Origin of the sequence: Faecalicatena contorta (assembly GCF_021531995.1) — a bacterium.
Classification (GTDB): domain Bacteria; phylum Bacillota; class Clostridia; order Lachnospirales; family Lachnospiraceae; genus Dorea_A; species Dorea_A contorta_A.
Window position 1 is genome coordinate 1 of sequence record NZ_JAFBIZ010000042.1, and the last position, 22,365, is coordinate 22,365.

Genomic DNA, 22,365 nt, shown 5'->3' on the forward strand with positions numbered 1-22,365 from the left:
GAGAACGAGTGTCCCTATTTTTTATATTAGGGCATTTCAAAATGAAGTGCCTTTTTAAATTAAAAAAATGAATTTCAGGAGGAAAAGAAAATGGCAAACACAGCGTTAAGAGCAGAGAAAAATGATTCTTGCACAATTACTTTCAAAAACAAGGAACATGAAAAATTTTATATGGAATATCTACCGAAGTGCAGATACCGGGATGTATACCATAAGGCATTAGTATATTGTCTTGGGATTGACAGAGACACGAAGGAAAATGCCAATAGAATTTATGATTTTAAAACAGGTTATGTGAAAACAGAGTGCCTGCAGGAAGGCTGGCAGACCAGTGGCAGTGAAAAGATTGTCCGGATGGCATTTAATCTTTATTGTAATGGAACTCCCAGTGTCAATGATTATGATGATGCAGAAGAACAGGTAAAAGAATGCCGGTGTTATACAGTTGAAGATTTATTCTGCTGTGGATATGCAAGATATTTCTGGGAGGCTATCAAAATCCGTTATCCGGAGTATTGCTCATATGTAGATTGGGAGGATATGTATGCTGAAAATTAGACTTCAAGGCACACTAAGGGATATTCGATGGTTTAAGGGGCTTCTGGAACGGCATGAAGAAGTGAATGTTCAGGAGGTTTCAGAGCCTTTCGCCAACAAAGGAACCAATAAATATTTTCGTGTTTATGCAGAAGTAGAAAAAGAAGAAAAGTAAAGCAGGAGGAAAGTATATGTGCAGAGTAATCGCAATCGCAAATCAAAAAGGTGGAGTCGGAAAAACAACAACTTGTGTTAATTTAGGTATCGGTCTGGCAAGAGAAGGTAAAAAAGTACTGCTTGTAGAGGCGGATGCACAAGGAAGCATGGCGGTCAGCCTTGGAATCAGAGAACCTGACGAATTGGATGTAACACTTGTAAATATTATGGAGAAGGTCATCAATGATGAGGATTTGGAACCAGGAGAGGGAATTATCTACCATGAGGAAGGAATTGATTTTATCCCGGCAAATATTGAATTGGCAGGTTTAGAGACAGCTCTTGTAAATGTGATGAGCCGTGAAATGATACTGAGACAGTATTTATGCAGTGTAAAAGAGCAGTATGATTACATTTTGATTGATTGTATGCCATCCTTGGGGATGATTACGATCAATGCCCTTGTTGCGGCTGATAGTGTCCTTATTCCCGTAGAAGCAGCATATCTTCCCGTCAAAGGATTGCAGCAGTTAATTAAAACAATAGGTCGGGTACATAGAAAGTTAAATCCGCAACTTTCTATTATGGGAATTTTATTCACAAAAGTAGACCGTAGAACGAATTTTGCAAGAGATATTGCTGGACAGATCAGGGAGGTCTATGGTAATCAGATTCATATTTTTGCAAATTGTATACCGTTATCTGTGAGGGCGGCAGAAACTACCGCAGAAGGCAAAAGCATCTTTCTCCATGATCCCAAAGGTATTGTGGCGGAAGGATACCGTTATCTGACCGGGGAGGTGCTTGATGATGAAGAGTAAGAGCGCACAGAAGATTAAGCTGACTTCCTATGATGATTTATTTGGAACAAATGAGCAGCCATCAGGCGAAGTAGTAACCTCCGTTCCCATTAACCTTTTCCACGCCTTTAAAGACCATCCATTTCGAGTGGTTGATGATGAGAAGATGCAGGAAACTGTAGAAAGTGTCAAGAAGTATGGGATTCTGATGCCGGGAATTGTCCGTCCACATCCTGAAAATGGATATGAAGTGATAGCTGGACATCGCAGGTGGAGAGCCTGTGAGCTGGCTGGATTGGATGAGATGCCTGTTATTGTCAGGGACTTGGATGATGATGCCGCAACCGTGATTATGGTGGATACGAACATCCAACGAGAGGACATTCTGCCCAGTGAAAAGGCTTATGCGTATAAAATGAAATATGAGGCAATTAAGCATCAGGGAAGTAAAGCTGAAAAAAATACAGCAGATCTGGTCGGTGAAACAGCAGGTGACAGTGGCAGGACGGTTCAGAGATACATACGGCTTACGGAATTGGTTCAGGAATTACTTGATTATGTGGATGCGAAAAAGATTCCGATGGTTATCGGAGAAAAGCTGTCTTATCTGAAACATCAGGAGCAATTATGGCTTGTGAATGCGATTACAAACAGCGGTATGTTCCCATCTAAAATACAGGCAGAGCAGCTAAAACAAAACAGTGAGTCTGGAGAACTGACAGAGGGCGGCATATATGCGATTCTGGTGAGAAAAGAAAATGGAAAGGCTAATGTGACGATTTCTGCAAAGAAAATCAATGATTATTTCCCGCCAACTTATACAAAGGCACAGATAGAGGAAGTTATTTACATGCTTCTGGATAAATGGAAGCAGGAAGAAAGAGAGGGGGGATTGGCAGATGCAGAAAATACAGTTTGATTACTTTAGAGGGATGGAAGCTGAGCAGTATAGCTTTTATTGTGTACCAAAAGTGTTATTTACTGCAGAATGCTTTAAATCTCTCTCCTGTGAAGCAAAGGTTTTATACGGTCTCATGTTAGACCGTATGAGCCTTAGTATAAAAAACAGATGGTTTGACGATGAGGATCGGGTATATATCATTTTTACAGTGGATGAAATTGCGGAACTGATGAACTGTGGCACACAGAAGGCAGTGAAGCTGATCAAGGAACTGGACACCAGCAATGGCATAGGATTGATTGAAAAGAAGCGGCTGGGGCTTGGCAAACCCAATGTAATCTATGTCAAAAACTTTATGATAAAGGAAATCCCAAACCAGTTAATGAAAACGGATAATGTCCAGAAGCAGGAAGAGTATTTTTCAGAAGAGACTGTAATGGGAGAAAATGCCGGGGAAATTGCAGATATGCAATCGGAAGGTAATTTTCGGGAAGAAATTGCAAATTTGCAAAAGCAAGAAGAACAGAGGGGAAAATCTGCGATTTCACAGAATTGTGAAAATCATCATTCAAAGATTGTGAAAATCACAAATCAGGAATTATCAGAATCACAATTCAAGAATAGTGAAAATCACAATTCAGGAATGATGAAAACCACAAATCAAGAATTTCCAGAATCAAAATTCAACAATTATGAAAATCAAAACTCTGGAATGATGAAAATGGAAATTCAAGAGTTTCCAAAATCACAATCTAATAAGACTGATATTAACAAGACTGATTTTAGTGAGACTGATAATATACCATCTTATCAAATCCAATCAAGGAGTCCTGTTTCACCTGATAAGAGGGATGTGATTGAGGAGATGAAAATTTACCGGGAATTGATTAAAGAACGCATCGAATATAAATATCATGAGCAGGAAGATGTTGACGAGCTGGTGGAACTGATGGTCGAAGTGATGATGATGCCCGATGACAGTACCATCCGGATTGCTGGTGTGGACAAGCCTGTGGCACTTGTAAAGAATCGTTTTATGAAACTCAACTATTCGCATATTGAATATGTGCTTTTCTGTTTGCACAGGAACACAACAAAAGTCGGGAATATCAAAGCATATCTTCTGACAACGCTTTACAATGCGCCATTGACAATCAGTAATTATTATCAGGCAGAAGTGAACCATGATATGTATGGAGGAGGCTAAAATGAGAGTGAGTGATTTCATCAAAAAAGTAACTGATATTGTCAATATTGGTTGACACATTTGTCTCAAAGATATCACTGACTATGCAGCCAGGTCCAAAGATTGATAGTATCTCTGGCGCTTGATGCTCGGAGGAAGCCCACCGTTAGCAGATAATCCTATGAATCAGCTGGGGGTTCTGGCAGAAGTGAAAGTTTCCTGCGTTGTCTTTCTTCGGCTTGTTCTAATGAACCATATCCATATAATGATGTCATATTGCACAGCGTCTTTTCTGAGAGGTTCTCATGATTAGCTGCCATCTTGTCATACAGTTTTTTTAACAGACCAACAGTGCGGTCCGAATAGGTACTGATTTCACCTCTGGCATAGGTCTCTATCGAAGTATCCCACGGTGTATCCTCCGATGTATGAATCACACGACCGGCACTTGCGATTGCGGGGTATCTGGCAGCAAAGTCCTCTTCCCACCGTATCTGCTGGGCAATCATTTCTTCCTGAATCTGGATTCGCTCTTTACTCCGTTTCGGAAGCACATCTGCAAACTTTGCATACTGCTTTGGTGCGGTACTTTCCATCATACGGGCATATTTTTCCGTCAGCAGGTTCCAATGCCTTTCCTTTGCTTCAAGCAAATCCTGGCGGTAACTTTCCAGAAGTTCCTGTGTCCAGTTCATGAACTGACTCTTACGCATAATCGCAAATGTCTCATGGTCATCCTGACAGCTGGCACGTCCCCCTTCGTTGTGCACTCCCTGAAATTGTTCCCATTCCCGGTCAATCACTTCGTCTATCAATGCTTCCCGTTCCTTATCTTCCATCACGCTGTAACCTCCTTAGGATATCCTGTTTCTGGATTTCCAGAAATGCTTCCTTATTATCTGTCAATCTCTGCCGATTCAGTTCCCTGACCACTTCTACACATATTTCCTCTATCTTGCTCTGTACCTTTTCTGTTGTTTCACCAGTCATTTCCATCAATTCTGTCAGATGCTTTTTCATACCTGTTAACACGTGAAATTCATCCATTCCACGCATTTTCCATTTATAAAAGGGCTGATACATCTGGTTTAGATGATAGCCTGTCTCGATCGCCGCATTCACGAATTCACTGATACACAGCCAGGCCGCTGCCTGATCGCTCCGCTTACACATACGGCCATAGTTATATTGCCCTGCCTGCGCCATAACACCAAGCGCCATCGCAAGTTTGCGTTGCCTTACTCCCTCTGGATAATTTGAAAAATCTTCTCTTCGCCGGGTAAATTCACCCAGCGGATCGGTAAAGATTTCTCCATTTGTAACCGTCTTAAGTGCCGGAATCGGAATTGACATCCACTCATTTAAGCCGGCTCTGGAATTCTGGTCCGGAGCCTCCGGATATCCGGTGTATCTGGCGTAAAAATCATCTATACAGATTACGCCGGTTCTTCCATTTCCCTGAGCAGTCGTATTTCTCGCCGGGCATCCCATGAATTCTTTCGGAAGCTTTGCATACGCCTGCTGCATGGCCTGCCCTACTGCCTCATAATCTTCCCTTGTAAGCCACAGACAGAAGCCCGGACCATAATCATGATCTGTTGATGTCAGATCATCATATCCCAGGCATTCTGATCCTTCACCAACAAGGCCTGCGGCTACCCGGTTCACATACTTCGGAAACTGCTTTTCCAGCATGGGTTTTCCATACGCCTCATAATACTTTCTGGAAATATCCATTCCCTTCAGATTTTTATTTTTTATCGCTTCCACACGATTCTTTGTATCCCGCACCAGTTCCAGATTACGAGCAGTCACGTGGTAATAATCATTCTCTCCATAATTATCCAGAATCTCCTGGAGCGCCTTTTCATATACATTGATTGAATGATCCAGTTCCCCTTTGCGGAAATACGCTTCCCCAAGTCCGGACAACGCCGATGCATAATGCGGATCTTTCTTTCCTTCCTGCCGTTCAAAGATCTCCGTCGCCTCCTGCATATGTGCAAGTCCCTCGTCCGTCTCTTGCAAAGCAAAACACAGATTGCCAATATTTGTATGAGTAATTGCGATTTCCACATCCGACTGTTCCAGCCTTTGGATTAATTGCATAGCCGCTTTCAGATCCTGCTTCGCCTCTCTAAGGCGACCGGTTTTGGCATACAGGATACTACGATTATTATATAATGTAGCCATTCGATAATCCGGATCATGCAGCCATTCCTGGAAAATGTCATAAGCTTCCTGATAGCTTGCTTCTGCCTTTTCCATCTGTCCCATCACTCGCTGTGCGGTGCCGATATTTAAAAGCATCGTTCCATAATTAACAGTTCCCTGTATTCCAAGCTGATCCGCAATCCGTCTCGCTTTTTCAATACACCACTCGCAGTCCTCTGGTTGACTCATCACGCGGTAATAACCCATCAATTCATTTAAGATGGTCAGCATAGCGGCCCCATCCATACATTTATCCGCTTCTGCCAGTCCTGATTTTAAGAATGTCTCCACATCTTTTGGATTTGTGGCATACATCTCATCTAAATTCATTAAAAATTCATTTAAGTCGAACACGATTTCTCCTTCAATCCACGACTATAGTTATCTTAATTATCTAGTATCTATTGTACTAATATCCTTGTAGAATGTCAATTTGGATAAAAATTAGAAATGTATAGGTGTCAATGAAGTAGATGACTTGATTTTATGGTGTGTTGACTTGAATCTGAAAAATCAGTAGAATATAGATTGTTAATCAGATCTAATAAGTGTGAAATGATGATAAGTAATAGAAACGAAAAGATTAACGGAAGGAGTAACCATCATGCCTGATTACAGAAAAACAAAGAGAGCATGCTATCTGGGAGTTGTCACACAGGCGATCGCAGCGAATTTTGCCCCGTTGTTATTTTTGAAGTTTCACAGTGATTATCATATTTCACTTGGAAATACTGCTTGGATTTCCACATGTTTTTTCTTTACACAGCTTCTGGTAGATCTTTTTTGTACCAAATTTGTGGACAGAATCGGATATCGTATCTGTATTGTTGCTTCGGAGATATGTTCTGCGGCGGGGCTGATCGGGCTGGCATTTCTTCCGGATGTTCTGCCGGAACCGTTTGTTGGGATCATAGGGAGTGTCGTTGTATATGCGATTGGAAGCGGGCTGATTGAAGTGCTCTGCAGTCCGATTGTAGAGGCGTGTCCGTTTGAAAATAAAGAGGCGACAATGAGTCTTTTGCATTCTTTTTATTGTTGGGGATCGGTGGGGGCCATTGTGATCTCTACATTGTTCTTTGCGGTGTTTGGAATCGACAGTTGGAGGTGGCTGGCTGTCTTATGGGCGTTTATCCCGGCTGTGAATATCTATAATTTCGCAACCTGTCCGATGGAACCACTGGTGGATGAAGGAAAAGGAATGGGGATACGAGAGTTATTCCGAAAACCGATGTTCTGGATTGCGGTGTGTTTAATGGTCTGCTCCGGTGCATCGGAACTTTCTATGGCGCAGTGGGCGTCTGCCTATGCGGAAGCAACTCTGGGACTTTCAAAGACGGTAGGGGATCTGGCGGGTCCATGTATGTTTGCCGTGACAATGGGGATAAATCGGGTGATTTTCGGAAAATATGGTGACAGAATGGATCTGATGAAATTTATGACAGGATCCGGAGTTCTGTGTGTGATCTGTTATCTTCTTGCTTCCTTGTCGGCAAACCCGATGGCAGGCCTTCTTGGATGTATCCTTTGTGGATTTTCGGTCGGGATTATGTGGCCGGGCACTATCAGTATTGCGTCGAAGACATTTCCGGCAGGTGGAACGGCGATGTTCGCACTTCTTGCGATGGCAGGGGATCTGGGAGGAAGTATCGGTCCGGGAATCGTCGGACGTGTGACACAGAGTGCAGGGGATAACATCCGGGCAGGTATGGGAGTCGGACTGGTATTTCCGGTTGTTTTATTAATTATGCTTTTGATTATGAAAGCGGGAAATAGAAGAAAGTGATTGTTGTGAAATATGTTTCTGTCATTCTGACCCTGTCCAATTTTCGCAAGAAAGCTGGGTATGCGGGTAAGCGTTGAAGCGTTCTTGTGAAAATTGGATGGGATTACAGAATAACAAATTATTTTGCAACAATCTTTTTTTATTTAAATACCGCGGAAGCGAAATGTAAATGTCATTTTTTTACGGATATCCAGTAGATATTCCGGGTGTACCCGTGCTCCCCAGCTGTTATCTCCGGCAACGCCCATCTGCTGCATGGAAGCGCGGATTACGGTGTAATGAACCGGTGGCAGTTCAAAAGGATGTCTCGCATTTTCTATCTCGTGAGGTGTCCACGGGAGCGCAGAAAAGTTGATGCAGTCCCCCTCGAATAACAGTCCGCGTCCAAGCCTGTCGGTTACTTTGGCCCAGCGAACCCCGACTTTATTGCCGCATTCCTGAGGGACCATATAGCGTGCAATATTGTCCTGAACTTTATTCTTGTATATGCCAAGTTTGGCGCCTTTGAGACGGTCAGAATATGTCTCGGCAGGTCCCAGTCCGTACCATTCGACACGATCATAATCCGCATTGATCTTCAGTATCATTCCAAATTCCGGCATATCGCCAAGTTCTGCGACCGGGTCATAAGTCAGCGTGGTTTCGATTGTTCCATCTCCATAGACCGTGTATGCAACGTGACAGTCAGCAACTGGTTTTGTTGCAAGATAATATTTGAATGTGACGGTTACAGAATTTTCATGTTCTTCTACCACAGGAGATGCTTCTGTATTGGCTTCCGGGTTTTTATGAGATGGATAGAGGCTTGCAAGCTTCCACTGCCCATATCTTGCCATCATCTGATTTCCTTCGTCGTTGTCGGTCGGTGCACGCCAGAAGTTTGGCTTTGGAATACTTTCGAGCATTTCTTTTCCTCCATAGCGATAGGAGACCAGTCCGCCGTATAAACTGGAGAATAACACATCGAAATTTTCTCCGCTTACGCCAATATTATCCCATCCTTTTACGACCGTTACAGACTTGGATACCAGGGAATTTGAATCGGATCCCGCAACGGTGTATACGGTCTGACCAAAGGCGATCTCATAGCCGGCTTTTTCCCAGAGTGTATCCTCTTTTAATACAAAAGAAACTGTAAGCGTATATTCCCCGGGCTCAGTGGCTCTGCGGATCGGGAGTTCGTATTCTTTGCTGGACAACGGTGCAACGTCTGTATCCAGTGCAGCCTGACAGACTGTGATTCCGTCTTTCGCAAGAGAAACGATACAATGAAAACAACTGGTATTTACAAACAGGTTCTTATTGGTGATAAGAACAGAAGTTTCTGATATATCTGCAGTAATATTCTGGTAATTGTATTTGATCTCCTGCATCTTAGGGGACGGGCTTCTGTCCCCACCATATACAATGCCATTTCCACTGAAATTATAATCGGTCGGCCGTTCTCCGAAGTCGCCTCCGTATGCCTGAAATTCATTACCGTATCGATCCTTTTTATAGATGGACTGATCGGCATAATCCCAGATGAACCCACCCTGATACAAAGGTTCCGTGTCAGTCAGATCTGTGTATTTATGCATGGCACCGCAGGAGTTCCCCATTGCATGTGTATATTCACAGCAGATAAAAGGCTTTTTGCGATGTTTGGATAAGTATTCCCGGATGAAGGCAGCGGAGGGATACATGCGGCTCTCCATATCACTGGTTTCCGGATAACGTCGATCATTGCAGATCCCCTCATAGTGAACCAGACGTGTAGGATCCAGAGACCGGAATCTCCCGGCCATATCACGAATGACTGAACCGCCAAAGGATTCGTTGCCGCAGGACCAGATTAAAATAGACGGATGATTTTTATCTCGCTGGTAAGTGGAATTTACGCGGTCAAGCATCATGGCTTTCCAGTCCTGGCGATCCCCGGGAATTGCCAGACTTAAGTCAGCCAGTCCACGGACGATGGGATCCCAGCTGCCATGTGATTCCATGTTGTTTTCGTCGATCAGGTACAGACCATAGCGGTCACAGAGTTGATAGATCCGGGAATCGTTTGGATAGTGGCTGGTACGGATTGCATTGATGTTATGACGTTTCATGGTCTTGATATCCAGAAGAAGCTCGTCCTCCTGCGGTACACGTCCGGTTTTTGAACTGAATTCATGGCGATTAACTCCTTTGAAGACAATCCGTTTACCATTCAGACACATGATATGGTTTTTCATTTCAAAGCGGCGAAAACCGACAGATTCAGAGATGACTTCCATGAGCTGTCCGTCTGTATCGTACACATGCAATAATAATTCGTAAAGGTTTGGGGCTTCCGCGCTCCACAGGTCAACATTATGAACAGGAAGAGATAGGTGCCCGCAGCCATTCTTCAAAACGAAGGAAGCCGATGCCGCAGCAGGTGCTTCCGGGTGGTTTTTCAGGTATTGAGAAGCTGGAGATTCCACAGAAGGAAGTCTGCGAAGTTCTGCCTGAATCTGCCCGTACCCGCAGCCGGATACATCAATTACAAGGTCTGCAGACTGATAGGTGTCGTCCAGGAGGGTATGGATGTTTATATCCCAGATGTGTACTTTGGGGTGTGTGAAAAGGTATACGTCCCGGAAAATACCGGAAAAACGAAAAAAATCCTGATCTTCTGTCCAGCTGCTGCTGGTCCACTTGTATACCTGGACGGCCAGTTTGTTTTCACTGTCCTGAATGTACGGGGTTAATTCGAATTCTGTCGGAGTAAAGCTGTCTTCACTATAGCCGATATACTGGCCGTTCAGCCAGACGGCCATACCGCTCTCTACCCCTTGAAATGAGATATATATAGGATGGCCCTGCATATTTTCCGGAACAGTAAAATACTTTACATAGCTGGCGGTAGGGTTGAATTTGGTCGGGATTTCACCGGCCCAGATGTCTTCTCGTCCATCCCACGGATATTGCGCATTGATATATGCCGGGATATCATAACCTTCCATTTGAATATGGGCCGGTACTCTGATATCATCCCAGTTTTTACAGTCATAATCTGCGGCTTCAAATCCCTTTATTGTGTCATCCGGGTTTCTGCCATAAGAAAATTTCCATATACCGTTCAGAAGAAAACGATTGGAATTTTTATGATTTTTCAGACTTGTGTCATCCGGATAGCAAATATGATCAGAATGTGCCGGAAGAGCATTTTCCTTAAAATAATTCGGGTCTTTTATTTTATGATAATCGAACATGGTATACCTCCCTGTATGATATCGCTGTTTTTATTATGATAAATAAAAAGCAAAAATGCAATCCTTGACTTATCACTGGAAACTGGATAGACTAAGAGACACAGTGGAAGAGGAAGAATAAGCGGAAAGCAGAGGTTGATAGATGAAGAGTAAAGGCGCAATTTTTGATATGGATGGAGTACTGTTCGATACGGAAAAGATCTTTCAGAAGATATGGCATGAGCTTGCAGAGGAATATGGAGTCGTACTTCCGGATGGATTTGCGAGAGAAATTACAGGAAGCAGTGGCCCGTATATGTGTAGAATCATTGAGAAGTATTACAGAGTGTCAGATGGTATGGTGGTGATTGAAGAGTGTCGGAAGCGCATCAGAGAAAGGCTGAAAAAGGAAGTGCCAAAAAAACCCGGAGTCGAGGAGTTACTTTCACATTTTCGAAGTAAGGGAATGAAGATCGCAGTGGCAAGCAGCAGTACGAAGGAACAGATTGAGAGTAACCTGAAGATTGCGGGGATCAGACAGTATTTCGATGCAGTTACAAGTGGGAAAGAAGTAAAGTATGGGAAACCGGCTCCGGATATATTCCTTCTTGCGGCACAGCGAATTGACTGTGCTCCGGAAGACTGTTATGTATTTGAAGACAGTGAGAACGGGATACGTGCCGGTGTAGCTGCCGGGTGCAGAACGATCATGATCCCGGATCTGATTGAACCTACGGAGGAGATCAGAGACATCTGTTATGATGTATATGAGAATCTGGAGAATGTTGCAGAGGTATTATGATACAATCGAACCGGCAGGATAGAATCAAATTATAAGTGAGGGAGGGTGTGAATATGAATCATAAGAAGATAGTTGTCTGCGGACATGTGTGTATCGATATTACGCCGCAGTTTTTTTCGAACCATCGAGCCGAACAGATCGGTGATCTGCTCAGGCCTGGGAAGCTTCTGAATGTCGGTAGTGCTACGATCAGCGTTGGAGGTGCTGTGGCAAATACGGGGCTTGCCCTTCAGAAATTTGGAAGTGAAGTAATTCTGATGGGAAAGATTGCCGATGACTCGTTTGGAAATATCATTGAACAGACATTTCGGGAATATGGGGCAGAGGAATACCTGATTCATGCCGATGGGGAAAGTACTTCTTATTCTATGGTAATTGCACCTCCCGGGATTGACCGGATGTTCCTTCATCATCCGGGAACCAATGACACATTCTGTTATGAGGACCTTGATTTTGAGCTGATCTCGCAGGCAGGACATTTTCACTTCGGATATCCTTCTGCCATGCGGCACATGTATATCAATGAAGGAGAGGAATTGCTCAGGATATTCCGGAAGGTTAAACAGCTTGGACTCACGACTTCTCTGGATCTGTCGGCTGTGGAAGACGGATCAGAGGCTTCCCATACAGACTGGGCAAAGCTTCTGGAACGTGTCGTTCCGTATGTGGATTTTTTTGTTCCGAGTATTGAAGAACTGGGATATATGATGGATCGAGCGCGTTATGAGGAGTGGAACAGACGGGCAGATGGCAGAGATATTACGCTGATTCTGGATATTGAGAACGATGTGAAGCCGCTTGCCGACAGATTGATCAGATGGGGAGCAAAGTGCGTATTGATCAAATGCGGAGTGGCAGGTATGTATCTGCGGACGGCTGAGTCAAAAAAGATGGCAGAGATTGATTCACAGTTTGCTTCATGGGGAAATCTTGATCTTTTTGAAAAAAGTTATGTGCCGGATCAGGTCCTTTCGGGAACCGGAGCGGGAGATACCAGTATTGCGGCATTTTTAAAGGCGGCAATTGACGGATATGTACCGGAGCGATGTCTTCAGCTTGCTGCGGGAACCGGAGCAAGCTGTGTGACGGCGTACGATACATTGAGTGGTCTGATATCTTTTGAAGAAATGATCCGTAGAATTGAACATGGGTGGGCTAAGCTCTCTCGTGAATGACAGAGACTCCGATGCCTACTGCACCAACTCCGACATGGCATGCGATGCTGCAGGAAAGCGGCATATAATAGACATCACTTTCCGGGAAAGCCTCCTGTACAAGAGATCTCCAGCGTTCAGCATCTTCAGGCTGTGTAAAGGTTCCGGCAGTAGCAACTCTCAGCCGATTGGAAGGAATGTCTGAAAAGCGGGAAGCGATATCTGACTGTAAAGCTTTGATCATTTTTCGCTCGCTTTGCTTCATTCCGCGGACCTTTGCAATGAGATCCAGTTTTTCACCCTGAATGGTGAGTACTGGTTTGATATTGAGAATATTGGCCAGTGCTGCAGCAGAGGGGGTGATCCGCCCGCCTTTGAGCAGATATTTCAAGGAGTCGACAGTAATATATATGCTTGCATCATAAGCAGAGTCTTCCAGTGCTTTTTTGATATCTTTTCCGGAAAATCCTCTGTCGGTAAGGCTTTTTGCATCATATACGGATTCCATTAATGTAACGGAAATCCGGTGGTTGTCAACCACCAGTACTCTGGAATCATAGTCTTGGGCAAGAAGTGCTGCATTCTGACAGGAACCACTTAAACCACTGGACATGGGGATATAGACGATCTCATCATATCCGTCATCTAATATGGCATCCCACATACTCATCACATCTCCAGGCGAAGGTTGAGAGGAAGATAATTCTTTATCGGCAAGCATAGCGTCGTACAATTGCTGATGTGTGATGTCGTTGCCTTCCAGGTGGCATGTGTTTTCAATGATTACCGGCATGGGAAGTATATAGATGCCGGATTTTTTTCCTTCTTCTACGGAAAGTCCGCTGTTTGTATCGGTCATGATTGCAGTTTTCATTGTGTTCTCCTTGATATTGACAAAATCATATATTTTGTTAAAATGATATGAAACAACTGTATCATATTAAAATAAATTCTACAAGCTTTTTTCTGGTACAAATAAAAATGTTTTGTATCAGATTGGAGGAAAGTGTAATGGATAAACGAAAAGAAGCGAATCTGCGTGTGAAGAAAGGTATTACAACTGCTCTTTTTCAGTTGATGCATGAAAAGAGTATCTCTGACATTTCCATATCAGAATTGATTCGAAGAGCAGGTGTCGCAAGAATTTCTTTTTACCGGAACTATGAATCCAAGGAGGATGTTCTGGAAACGTTGATTGAGGATGTCCTGGAACAGTATCGGGGAACCCTGGATCATAATGATACCAGTTTTTATACTTATCAGAATGTGAGCAGGAGCTTTGAATTTTTCGAAAGGTATGGAGAATTTGTGCTGGATCTTTATCAATTTGGGTATGGATCGGTCCTGCTGGAAAAATTGAACCGCTTTCATGAAGAGGTGGCAGGTACCATGTCCGGCAGATCGATAGAGCGATACCAATTGTATATGTATATAGGAGCGTTATTCAATACGGCAGTTATGTGGCTGCAGAACGGAGAAGAAGAAGTGAAGGATATTACGGATCTGTTCTGCAGTATGTATGATATTCCATGCCCTGCATAGTCAGAAGACTAGGCAGGGCATTCGCATATGATTTTCTTCACTTCTACCGTATTGTCGTTCATGGTTGTAGCTTCTCCCATATCGGTGAGTCGATCATGGTGAAGCGCGTTGCAGGTCAGTCCGTTCAGGGACTGAGAACTTTTGTAGACTCCGATGGCGGCAACTGCTCCCCGGACAATCATATCTGTGGTTTCTGCGATAAATGCTACTTCAGCCAGTTCGTTATAGCAAAGTACATGGTCGCCGGTTTTTATTCCTCTCCGGTTGGCATCTTCGGTGTTCATGACCAGAAGCATTGGTCCACGGTCGTTTGCCAGTTTTTCGTGGTTTTGGTGGATGGAATTTAAGGTATATCTGCTCGGGACAGAAACCAGATGCAGAGACTCTGCTCCACCATAGCATTCGGTATAGTGTGGCATTGGGTGTTCAATATATGGATTGACAATGTAAAACTTCTTTTCCGTTGTCTGACAGTCTGCATGATCTGCATAAGGGATGGAAAATGTGGTTCCGTTAAGGAGCTGTTCCCGGTCATCTGCCGTCAGGTGTGCAGATCTGGGAGCCGGTGTCCCGGTTAAGTCAGCATAGATCTCTTCCTCGGTCTTCTGAAAATAAGAATCGTCATATCCCATTGCTTTTGCAAGAAGCGTGATCGTGTTCCAGTTGCTTTTGGCTTCTCCCGGCGGAGTAACGATCTTCCGTGCGGATGACATGGTGCAGTAGCCGTAGGATTCATAGCAGTCCGGATGCTCTACAGAAAATGTGGCGGGCAGTATGATATCCGCATATCGGGCAGTGTCGCTTAAGAATCTTTCGTGAACAACAGTATACAGATCTTCCCGAGACAGGCCTTCCAGCATTGCTTTCTGATCACTGATGGAGTTGGCGGGATTGCCGCCTGCAACATAAAGGCTTTTTATCGGTGGTCTGTCGTCTTCGCCGGTCAGAGCGGCTGCAAGCTGATTGATGTTGATTGTTCGTTCCGGCGCACGGGTTCGAAAGTCTTCCCGTTTGACCAGACTGCTGTTGAAACGAGAACCTCCAGATGGGTTGCATCCGCACAAACCGCCTCCCGGGCGATTCCATGCTCCGGTAAACAGAGAGAGAATGACGATCAGGCGGACGGTCATAGCTCCATTTCCGTAACGGGAATTTCCACTTCCCAGAAGAATGGCAGGCGCTTTTGCTTGTCCATATGAACGGGCAAGGGTAATGATCGTATGCTCTGGAATTCCAGTGATGGCAGAAGCCCATGCAGGAGTGTATTCTGTCAGGGTCTGTTTGAACTCTTCATACCCGAGCGTGTATTCTCTTAAGTATTCTTCATCGGCAAGTCCCTCATATACCAGAACATGCATCATAGCAAGTGCTAATGCGCCATCGGTTCCCGGACGGATCAGGATGGTGTCGTCAGTATAAGGAGCCATAGGAGCTCCATAGACTTCGATCTGGATTACTTTTTTTCCTTTTTTTCTTGCTTCCGCAAGATCTTTTAATATATGCAGTCTGGTTGCGGCAACATTGCTTCCCCAGATCAGATAAAAATCACTGTCTTTTAGTTCCCTGGGATCAAGGCAGCCGGTTGTTCCTGCAACAGAGGCGTATCCCTCACTTTTCGCTGTGGAGCATAATGTTTTTTTGAGGTCACAGGCACCCATGCGATTAAAAAAGGCCTGAACACAATGTCTTTGTATGATTCCCATGACACCGGCGTAATAGCAGTATGCAACAGAGGAAGGACCGTCTGATGCAATGAGTGATTTCCAGTGAGCGCTAATCTCGGCAACGGCTTCTTCCCAAGTAATGGGGGTAAAGGAAGCACTGCCTTTTTTTCCGATTCTTTTCAATGGAGTCAGGATCCGTTTGCCGGAGTTGATTTCTTCAGCATAGTGATGCATCTTCCCGCAGATTAGTCCCTGTGAAACAGGATGGGAGGGATCTCCCTCAATGGAAAGGATCCGCGTACCGTCGGTTGTGGCCAGCAGACCACAGGAGGTTGGACAGTCATAAGGACAGATGGTGGATTGTGTATAAGATTTCATAATTAAAAATTCTCCTTGTTTTATTCATTATCTGTGCATGGACGAGACACAGTATATCCATGTCCCCGCAATATGATCTGTATTCTTATCATAGCATGGGATAAATGGGAGAAGCAATCACTTGACTTTTTTTTCGTTCTATTTTTTAAGTTTATACCGACAGACTGACGGTCGATTAAGGAGGGAATATGAACCATAAGAATCGTAATTTTTTAAAATTTATGTTGCTCTGGGCAGGAGAACTTATCTCAGCTATAGGAAGCGGCCTCACCAGTTTCGGGTTGGGGGTATATGTGTTCCGGCAGACAGGAAGCGCGGCAGATATGGCGCTGGTAACGTTATTGGGTTTTCTGCCTTCATTTTTGCTGAGCATACCTGCCGGAGTTCTGGCTGATCGCTATGACAGGCGGCTTTTGATGATGATCGGCGATGGATGCTCCGCATTGGGGATCCTCTACATATGGATCTGTATGATGAATGGAAAAGCTGCCCTGTATCAGATCTGTATCGGAGTATTTGTAAGCTCTGTATTTTCATCACTTCTGGAACCTTCTTATCGGGCGACCGTAACGGATCTGCTCAGCAAACAAGAATATTCAAGGGCCAGCGGGATGGTAAGTATTGCCGGAAGTGCAAGATATCTGGTCTCGCCCATTCTTGCAGGTGCATTGCTGGCAGTGAAGGATATAGAGCTTCTGCTTCTGCTGGATATCAGTACATTTGTACTTACGGTTGCAGCTGCAGCAGTTGTAAGGAAAGGAATGGAAAGAAAAAAGGCGGATGTTGAAGTGTCATTTGCGGAAAGCTTTCGGCAGGGATGGACCGCAATAACAGAAAGACGAGGGGTCCTTATCTTGATTCTGGTATCTTCCGTCATAACCTGCTTTATGGGTGTATTACAGATTCTGGCAGAGCCATTGATTCTGGATTTTTCCGGCAGTACGACACTGGGAATCGGAGAAACCGTCTGTGCCTGCGGGATGCTGGTGTCAGGTCTGTATCTGGGAGTAAAAGGGATCAGAAAAAGATATGTGAAGATTCTCTGCTTATCTTTGTTTCTGGCGGGCCTGTGTATGGTAGGATTTGGAATCCGGGAAAATATGTATCTGATATGTACGTTTGGATTTTTGTTCTTTGCAATGCTTCCATTTGCCAATAATTGTCTGGATTATCTGGTGAGAACCAACATTCCGGATGAATTGCAGGGGCGTGTGTGGGGAATCATAGGGTTCCTCTCACAGATCGGATATGTGGTTGCCTATGGAGGGGCCGGAATTGCAGCCGACAGATTGGCAGGACGGTTTGATATCGGGGTCGGGCGTGGTGCGGCAGCAGTGATCATGGCAGCAGGTGTACTGCTGAGCCTTACATCCCTGCTTTTGTATACAGTGAAAAGTGTGAAGACACTGGAAGGGAGAGAAATATGATACGAAAACTGATCAAGAGTGATATCAGAAATAATCCGTTGTTTTCGTTTATGACAGTCCTCTTTATGACGGTCTCATCTTCTGGACGGGGAGATCTGCGGGGAACTCCGGCTGGAAGGTACAGAATGTGAAGAGGAGAAGCAGCGGGAAGAAATAGTTACCCGGTGGCTTCGAAAAATGGGATGGTAAAGGAACTGTTGCGACAGTTCCTTTTAGTCTATAAAAATGACACATTCGGCTACATTCTGTGCCTATCATCTTTTTACAGGATTTTGTAGAATAGCAGCATAAGGAAAGTTCATTTTCAAAGATGATATAAAAGTTGAAAGTAAAGTGAGGAGGATATCATATCATGAAAAGAGTCAACAGTGTTTTATGGGGAGTTGTACTGATTGCAGTAGGTGCGGTGCTGGCACTGAATGCAACGGGAATTGCAAGCATTAACATATTTTTTGATGGCTGGTGGACGTTGTTCATCATCGTTCCATGCTTTATCGGGTTATTTAGTCAAACGGACAAATCGGGAAATCTGATTGGTCTTCTGATCGGTGTGTTATTGTTTCTGGCGTGCCAGAATATTTTTGACTTTGATATTCTTTGGAAGCTGATTGTACCGATCATTATTGCAGGAATTGGACTTAAGATGCTTTTAAAGGGAATTACGGGTAATGAAAGCACAGAGATCCTGAGTACAATGAAGCAAAACGGAGAAGAGATGAAGACGGGATTTGCAGCTTTTTCGGGACAGAATCTGAATTATGATCAGGAAGTGTTTACCGGTGCTGAGCTTACCGCAGTATTCGGCGGCATCAAATGTGATCTGAGAAATGCATTGATTGAACGAGACGCGGTGATCAATACCAGCAGTATCTTTGGAGGAATTGACATTCTGGTTCCGGATACGGTAAATGTCAAGGTGAATTCCAATTCCATATTTGGGGGTGTTGACATGAAAAAACATCAGAATTCGAAGGATAATGAATATACCATATACATAAACAGTACCTGTATGTTCGGAGGAGTGGATGTAAAATGACGACAGGACAGAAAATTATAAAATATTGTGCAATGGCGTTTGCGCTGTTTTTAATTGTCAATATCCTGAATGGAGTCTGCAGTGCAGTGTCCTGTGTAGCAGGGCTGACTGGAAAAAATGATTCAGAATATATAAAAAAAGATGCAAAAGAATATGTGATAGAAGAAGCTGTTACTGAATTGAAGATTGATCTCAGTGTTGCAGAACTGGAGATTAAAAATGGGGATAAGCTGAAAGTCGAAACGAATCACAGATATATCCAGTGCAGGGTAGATGGCGGTTGCCTTGTGATTCAGGAAAAGCGTCCGTTTCTGGGGATGAACGTAAAGGGGATGAATGTGTGCCTGACGATACCGGAATCAATGGCATTGGAATATATCGATATGGATACCGGAATCGGAGACGTTACAATTGAAGATGTATGTCTGAATAATGCAAATATTGATATTGGCATCGGGGAACTGGATTTGACAGGAGAACTGAACGGAGAGTGTAATATTGATTATGGAATCGGTGAGACAAACCTTGTTCTTTACGGAAGTTCGGATGATTATCAGATCGAGCTGAACAAAGGAGTTGGAGAAGCGACCATTGATCATGTGAAGATGAGTGATAATTCCATCTATGGAAATGGAAAGAATCATATCTCTGTAGACGGAGGAATTGGTGAATTGAACATCACATTCAGATAATGAAAAATTGCATTGTACTGGTGATTCAGAAAGTTTCGATCGTTGCAGTCAATATCAGGGATAGTTTTCTTTTTCTTGGAAATATAATCCGGTATAATAGTGTTATAGATTATAGTAATGAATATATGCTCAGACCGATCAATGAATATATCAAAACAAAGTAATCAATAAAGAAAACCGGGACTGTTTTAAAATCAGGATGGTATCCAGATATTTGAAACAGTCCCGGTTTTGTATATTACAAAGATGAAAATCCGGCAATTCCGAAAGCAGCAGGTCCGCCGTGAGTTGTGATAACTCCATGAGCCTGGACCCACTCTATCTTCTTAAAGCCGCATTCTTTTGCGGTTTCTTCTGCGGCAGTGCGTATTTCATCCTGAAGACCGATCGTATATACCGTCCACAGAATGTCACGTTCCAGATGGTAAGTGTCTGTGTAATCTCTGATCAGCTGTGTGGCTACTTTTTTCATCTTGCCACGGTATTTTTTTGTAGCAACCAGTTTACCGTCAAGGATCTCAATACATGGATGGATATGAAGGATGCGGCTTCCGAGGCACACCGCATTGCTGACACGTCCTCCGGCACGCAGAAAGTCCAGATTATCCGGAAGAAAACACATCGAAGCTTACCGGTAGTGTGATAGTAATCGCAGATCTTTTCGACAGGAAATGATCCGTCATCCAGAGTTTCTTTATCAAAAGAAACGTGCATTGGAACGATTTTGATATTGTATTTTGATGTAAGTTCCGGAGTGAGATCAGAACCTGTCTCCGCAACAAGAATAATGGAATTCATGGGGTCTCCTTTCGAGTATGCGTTATTGAACATCCATAACAGATAACTCTGACAACATGTTACATGGTTTTTAAAACTGGGTCAAGAGGTTTTGGGAAAATATACGAGCTTCGGTAAAGAGGAGAAACAGAGCGGATAGATATTGACATCTCCGGGGCATCGCTTTAAGATGGAAAAAATGATATTTTGGAGGTGTTTGATATGTTGGAGGCAGGAGTGAAAGCACCGGAGTTTTCGCTGCCGGATCAGAATGGAAAAATCCATACATTGAGTGAATATGCGGGGAAAAAGGTAATTCTGTATTTTTATCCGAAGGACAGTACACCGGGTTGTACGAAGCAGGCATGCGGATTCAGTGAATTGTATCCGCAGTTTACGGAAAAAGGAGCTGTAATCCTCGGAATCAGCAAAGATTCTGTGGCATCTCATAAAAAATTTGAGCAGAAATATAATCTTGGATTTACGCTGTTATCCGATCCGGAACTCAGTGCAATTCAGGCGTATGATGTCTGGAAAGAAAAGAAAAATTATGGCAAGGTATCGATGGGAGTTGTACGTACTACATATCTGATTGATGAAAACGGAATGATAGAGAAGGCATTTGGCAAGGTAAAAGCGGCAGAAAATCCGGCACAGATGCTGGAGGAACTGGAATGAGAATCATTATATCACCGGCAAAAAAAATGAATGTGGATCCGGAGTCTCTGGAATATCAGGGACTGCCGGTATTTCTGAAAGACACTGAGATCTTGAAGGGATACATGAGTTCTCTTTCCTATGAAGAAGCGAAGAAATTATGGGGATGCAATGAAAAGCTTGCCACGCAGAATTATGAGAGATTTCAGCATATGAAGCTTACAGAGGGACTGACACCGGCGATTCTTTCTTATGAGGGAATTCAGTATCAGTATATGGCACCGGCAGTATTCGAAGCGGGGATGCTGACTTATGTGCAGGAACATCTGCGAATATTATCAGGGTTCTATGGGGTACTGAAGCCGATGGACGGAGTGACACCGTATCGTCTGGAAATGCAGGCAAAAACAAGAGCAGGGGATTGCAAAGGTTTGTATGAATTCTGGGGCAGAAGGCTGTATGAAGAGGTAATGGATGATTCGCATGTGATCGTGAATCTCGCTTCAAAAGAATATTCCAAATGCATCGAAGCATATCTGACTCCAAAAGATCGATTCATTACCTGTGTGTTCGGCGAATTGTCCGGCGGAAAGGTTGTGCAGAAAGGCACCTATGCCAAGATGGCCCGGGGTGAGATGGTCAGGTTCATGGCTGAACAAAAAGTGAAAGAACCGGAAGAGATCCGGGAATTCCGGAGACTGGGATATGCGTACCGGGAAGAATTCTCAAGTGAATCAGAGTATGTCTTTATCAGGTGACTCAGTGAAAACAGAAAAGGATTTTGAATGATTATTCAGAAAGAAGGAGACTGTGTATGCAAATACGAATCGCATCTCTGGATGATGCAGAAGAATTACTGAAAATCTATGCTCCGTATGTGGAGCAGACGGCAGTCACATTTGAATATGAGGTTCCGACGCTGGCGGAATTCAGGGAAAGGATGAGCCGCGTGCTGGCAAAGTATCCTTATCTTGTGGCAGAGGAAGATGGAGAATTGCTGGGCTATGCATATGTGAGCCCGTTTAAGGAACGTTCTGCATATGACTGGGCGGTAGAGACATCGATCTATGTAAAGATGGACTGCAGGCGCCTTGGCGTCGGCAGAAAATTGTATGAAGAGCTGGAGAAGATACTGAAGCTTCAGAACATTCTGAATATGGAGGCATGCATTGCCTGTCCGCAGGGAGAGGCAGATGATTATCTGACTCGGGACAGCATACGGTTTCACGAGAAGATGGGATACCGGATGGTAGGAGAGTTCTGTCAGTGTGGATATAAATTTCATCGCTGGTATAACATGGTATGGATGGAAAAGCATATTGGAGAGCATAAAGAGACACAACCGGAGATCATACAATTTCCAGATATTCGGATTCTTTAACACGTATGGAAAATTATTATGAGATCATCGAAAAGATCAATAAGCTGTTAAAATAAAAAGTTTTAGAACCCCTTGAAA

22 protein-coding genes are annotated in these 22,365 nt (G+C 43.8%); 16 read left to right on the top strand and 6 right to left on the bottom strand.

The window, feature by feature from the left end:
- The first annotated feature begins 90 nt into the window (after positions 1-90).
- From JQM82_RS07415 to JQM82_RS07435, 5 genes are read left to right on the top strand one after another with little or no spacing between them, the layout of a single operon-like run.
- The gene (locus tag JQM82_RS07415; RefSeq protein WP_235249449.1) at positions 91-558 is read left to right on the top strand and encodes a DUF6075 family protein; all 468 of its coding nucleotides are present in this window, start codon (positions 91-93) and stop codon (positions 556-558) included.
- On the top strand, positions 545-712 hold the full coding sequence (locus JQM82_RS07420; RefSeq protein WP_182447830.1) for a hypothetical protein: 168 nt from the start codon (positions 545-547) through the stop codon (positions 710-712). Before JQM82_RS07415 ends, JQM82_RS07420 begins: the two co-directional genes overlap by 14 nt.
- A 16-nt stretch (positions 713-728) precedes the next feature.
- A complete protein-coding gene (locus tag JQM82_RS07425; RefSeq protein ID WP_235249450.1) occupies positions 729-1,514 on the top strand; it encodes a ParA family protein in 786 nt (261 codons plus the stop codon).
- Positions 1,504-2,412 (top strand): ParB/RepB/Spo0J family partition protein, encoded by a 909-nt coding sequence (locus tag JQM82_RS07430; protein ID WP_235249469.1) that lies wholly within the window; start codon positions 1,504-1,506, stop codon positions 2,410-2,412. The genes JQM82_RS07425 and JQM82_RS07430 overlap by 11 nt, the downstream gene beginning before the upstream one ends.
- Entirely contained in the window at positions 2,393-3,601 is a 1,209-nt protein-coding gene (locus JQM82_RS07435) for a DUF6017 domain-containing protein (RefSeq protein ID WP_235249451.1), read from the top strand. The genes JQM82_RS07430 and JQM82_RS07435 overlap by 20 nt, the downstream gene beginning before the upstream one ends.
- 158 nt (positions 3,602-3,759) lie before the next feature.
- Here JQM82_RS07435 and JQM82_RS07440 read toward each other — a convergent pair whose 3' ends face one another.
- A complete protein-coding gene (locus JQM82_RS07440; protein ID WP_235249470.1) occupies positions 3,760-4,419 on the bottom strand; it encodes a DUF4125 family protein in 660 nt (219 codons plus the stop codon).
- Positions 4,409-6,148, bottom strand: coding sequence for a DUF4037 domain-containing protein (locus JQM82_RS07445; RefSeq protein WP_235249452.1), 1,740 nt, complete (start codon positions 6,146-6,148; stop codon positions 4,409-4,411). Before JQM82_RS07445 ends, JQM82_RS07440 begins: the two co-directional genes overlap by 11 nt.
- A gap of 250 nt (positions 6,149-6,398) precedes the next feature.
- Here JQM82_RS07445 and JQM82_RS07450 point away from each other — a divergent pair, with 250 nt between their 5' ends.
- Positions 6,399-7,577 (top strand): MFS transporter, encoded by a 1,179-nt coding sequence (locus tag JQM82_RS07450; RefSeq protein WP_235249453.1) that lies wholly within the window; start codon positions 6,399-6,401, stop codon positions 7,575-7,577.
- Positions 7,578-7,720: 143 nt separating this feature from the next.
- Here JQM82_RS07450 and JQM82_RS07455 read toward each other — a convergent pair whose 3' ends face one another.
- Entirely contained in the window at positions 7,721-10,798 is a 3,078-nt protein-coding gene (locus JQM82_RS07455) for a glycoside hydrolase family 2 TIM barrel-domain containing protein (RefSeq protein ID WP_235249454.1), read from the bottom strand.
- Positions 10,799-10,940: 142 nt separating this feature from the next.
- Between JQM82_RS07455 and JQM82_RS07460 the strand changes: the two genes are divergently transcribed.
- Complete coding sequence (locus JQM82_RS07460; RefSeq protein ID WP_235249455.1) at positions 10,941-11,579, top strand: HAD family hydrolase; 639 nt, start codon at positions 10,941-10,943, stop codon at positions 11,577-11,579.
- Positions 11,580-11,626: 47 nt separating this feature from the next.
- Complete coding sequence (locus JQM82_RS07465) at positions 11,627-12,754, top strand: carbohydrate kinase family protein (RefSeq protein ID WP_235249457.1); 1,128 nt, start codon at positions 11,627-11,629, stop codon at positions 12,752-12,754.
- Here JQM82_RS07465 and JQM82_RS07470 read toward each other — a convergent pair.
- Positions 12,735-13,607 carry a DegV family protein gene (locus JQM82_RS07470; RefSeq protein ID WP_235249458.1) on the bottom strand — a complete coding sequence of 291 codons (873 nt, stop codon included), beginning with the start codon at positions 13,605-13,607 and terminating at the stop codon, positions 12,735-12,737. The genes JQM82_RS07465 and JQM82_RS07470 overlap by 20 nt on opposite strands.
- 137 nt (positions 13,608-13,744) lie before the next feature.
- Between JQM82_RS07470 and JQM82_RS07475 the strand changes: the two genes are divergently transcribed.
- Complete coding sequence (locus JQM82_RS07475) at positions 13,745-14,275, top strand: TetR/AcrR family transcriptional regulator (RefSeq protein ID WP_235249459.1); 531 nt, start codon at positions 13,745-13,747, stop codon at positions 14,273-14,275.
- An 8-nt stretch (positions 14,276-14,283) separates the two neighbouring features.
- Here the strand turns inward: JQM82_RS07475 and JQM82_RS07480 are convergent, their stop codons facing one another.
- Positions 14,284-16,317: a molybdopterin-containing oxidoreductase family protein gene (locus JQM82_RS07480; protein WP_235249460.1), complete on the bottom strand. Its 2,034-nt coding sequence runs from the start codon at positions 16,315-16,317 to the stop codon at positions 14,284-14,286.
- Positions 16,318-16,505: 188 nt separating this feature from the next.
- Between JQM82_RS07480 and JQM82_RS07485 the strand changes: the two genes are divergently transcribed.
- The 4 genes from JQM82_RS07485 (at position 16,506) to JQM82_RS07495 (ending at position 19,472) form a co-directional block, all read left to right on the top strand.
- Complete coding sequence (locus JQM82_RS07485) at positions 16,506-17,744, top strand: MFS transporter (protein WP_235249461.1); 1,239 nt, start codon at positions 16,506-16,508, stop codon at positions 17,742-17,744.
- Entirely contained in the window at positions 17,741-17,875 is a 135-nt protein-coding gene (locus JQM82_RS16205; protein WP_268827689.1) for a hypothetical protein, read from the top strand. The genes JQM82_RS07485 and JQM82_RS16205 overlap by 4 nt, the downstream gene beginning before the upstream one ends.
- 221 nt (positions 17,876-18,096) lie before the next feature.
- Positions 18,097-18,780, top strand: coding sequence for a LiaF transmembrane domain-containing protein (locus JQM82_RS07490; RefSeq protein ID WP_235249462.1), 684 nt, complete (start codon positions 18,097-18,099; stop codon positions 18,778-18,780).
- Complete coding sequence (locus tag JQM82_RS07495; RefSeq protein ID WP_235249463.1) at positions 18,777-19,472, top strand: DUF4097 domain-containing protein; 696 nt, start codon at positions 18,777-18,779, stop codon at positions 19,470-19,472. The genes JQM82_RS07490 and JQM82_RS07495 overlap by 4 nt, the downstream gene beginning before the upstream one ends.
- Positions 19,473-19,710: 238 nt before the next feature.
- Here the strand turns inward: JQM82_RS07495 and JQM82_RS07500 are convergent, their stop codons facing one another.
- Complete coding sequence (locus tag JQM82_RS07500) at positions 19,711-20,094, bottom strand: DegV family protein (RefSeq protein WP_235249465.1); 384 nt, start codon at positions 20,092-20,094, stop codon at positions 19,711-19,713.
- Between the two features lie 377 nt (positions 20,095-20,471).
- Here JQM82_RS07500 and bcp point away from each other — a divergent pair, with 377 nt between their 5' ends.
- Genes bcp through JQM82_RS07515 form a run of 3 tightly spaced genes read left to right on the top strand, consistent with a single transcriptional unit; the run spans position 20,472 to position 22,287 of the window.
- Entirely contained in the window at positions 20,472-20,927 is a 456-nt protein-coding gene (gene bcp, locus JQM82_RS07505; protein ID WP_235249466.1) for a thioredoxin-dependent thiol peroxidase, read from the top strand.
- On the top strand, positions 20,924-21,664 hold the full coding sequence (gene yaaA, locus JQM82_RS07510; protein WP_235249467.1) for a peroxide stress protein YaaA: 741 nt from the start codon (positions 20,924-20,926) through the stop codon (positions 21,662-21,664). Before bcp ends, yaaA begins: the two co-directional genes overlap by 4 nt.
- Before the next feature lie 56 nt (positions 21,665-21,720).
- Positions 21,721-22,287 carry a GNAT family N-acetyltransferase gene (locus JQM82_RS07515; RefSeq protein WP_235249468.1) on the top strand — a complete coding sequence of 189 codons (567 nt, stop codon included), beginning with the start codon at positions 21,721-21,723 and terminating at the stop codon, positions 22,285-22,287.
- Positions 22,288-22,365: the final 78 nt, after the last annotated feature.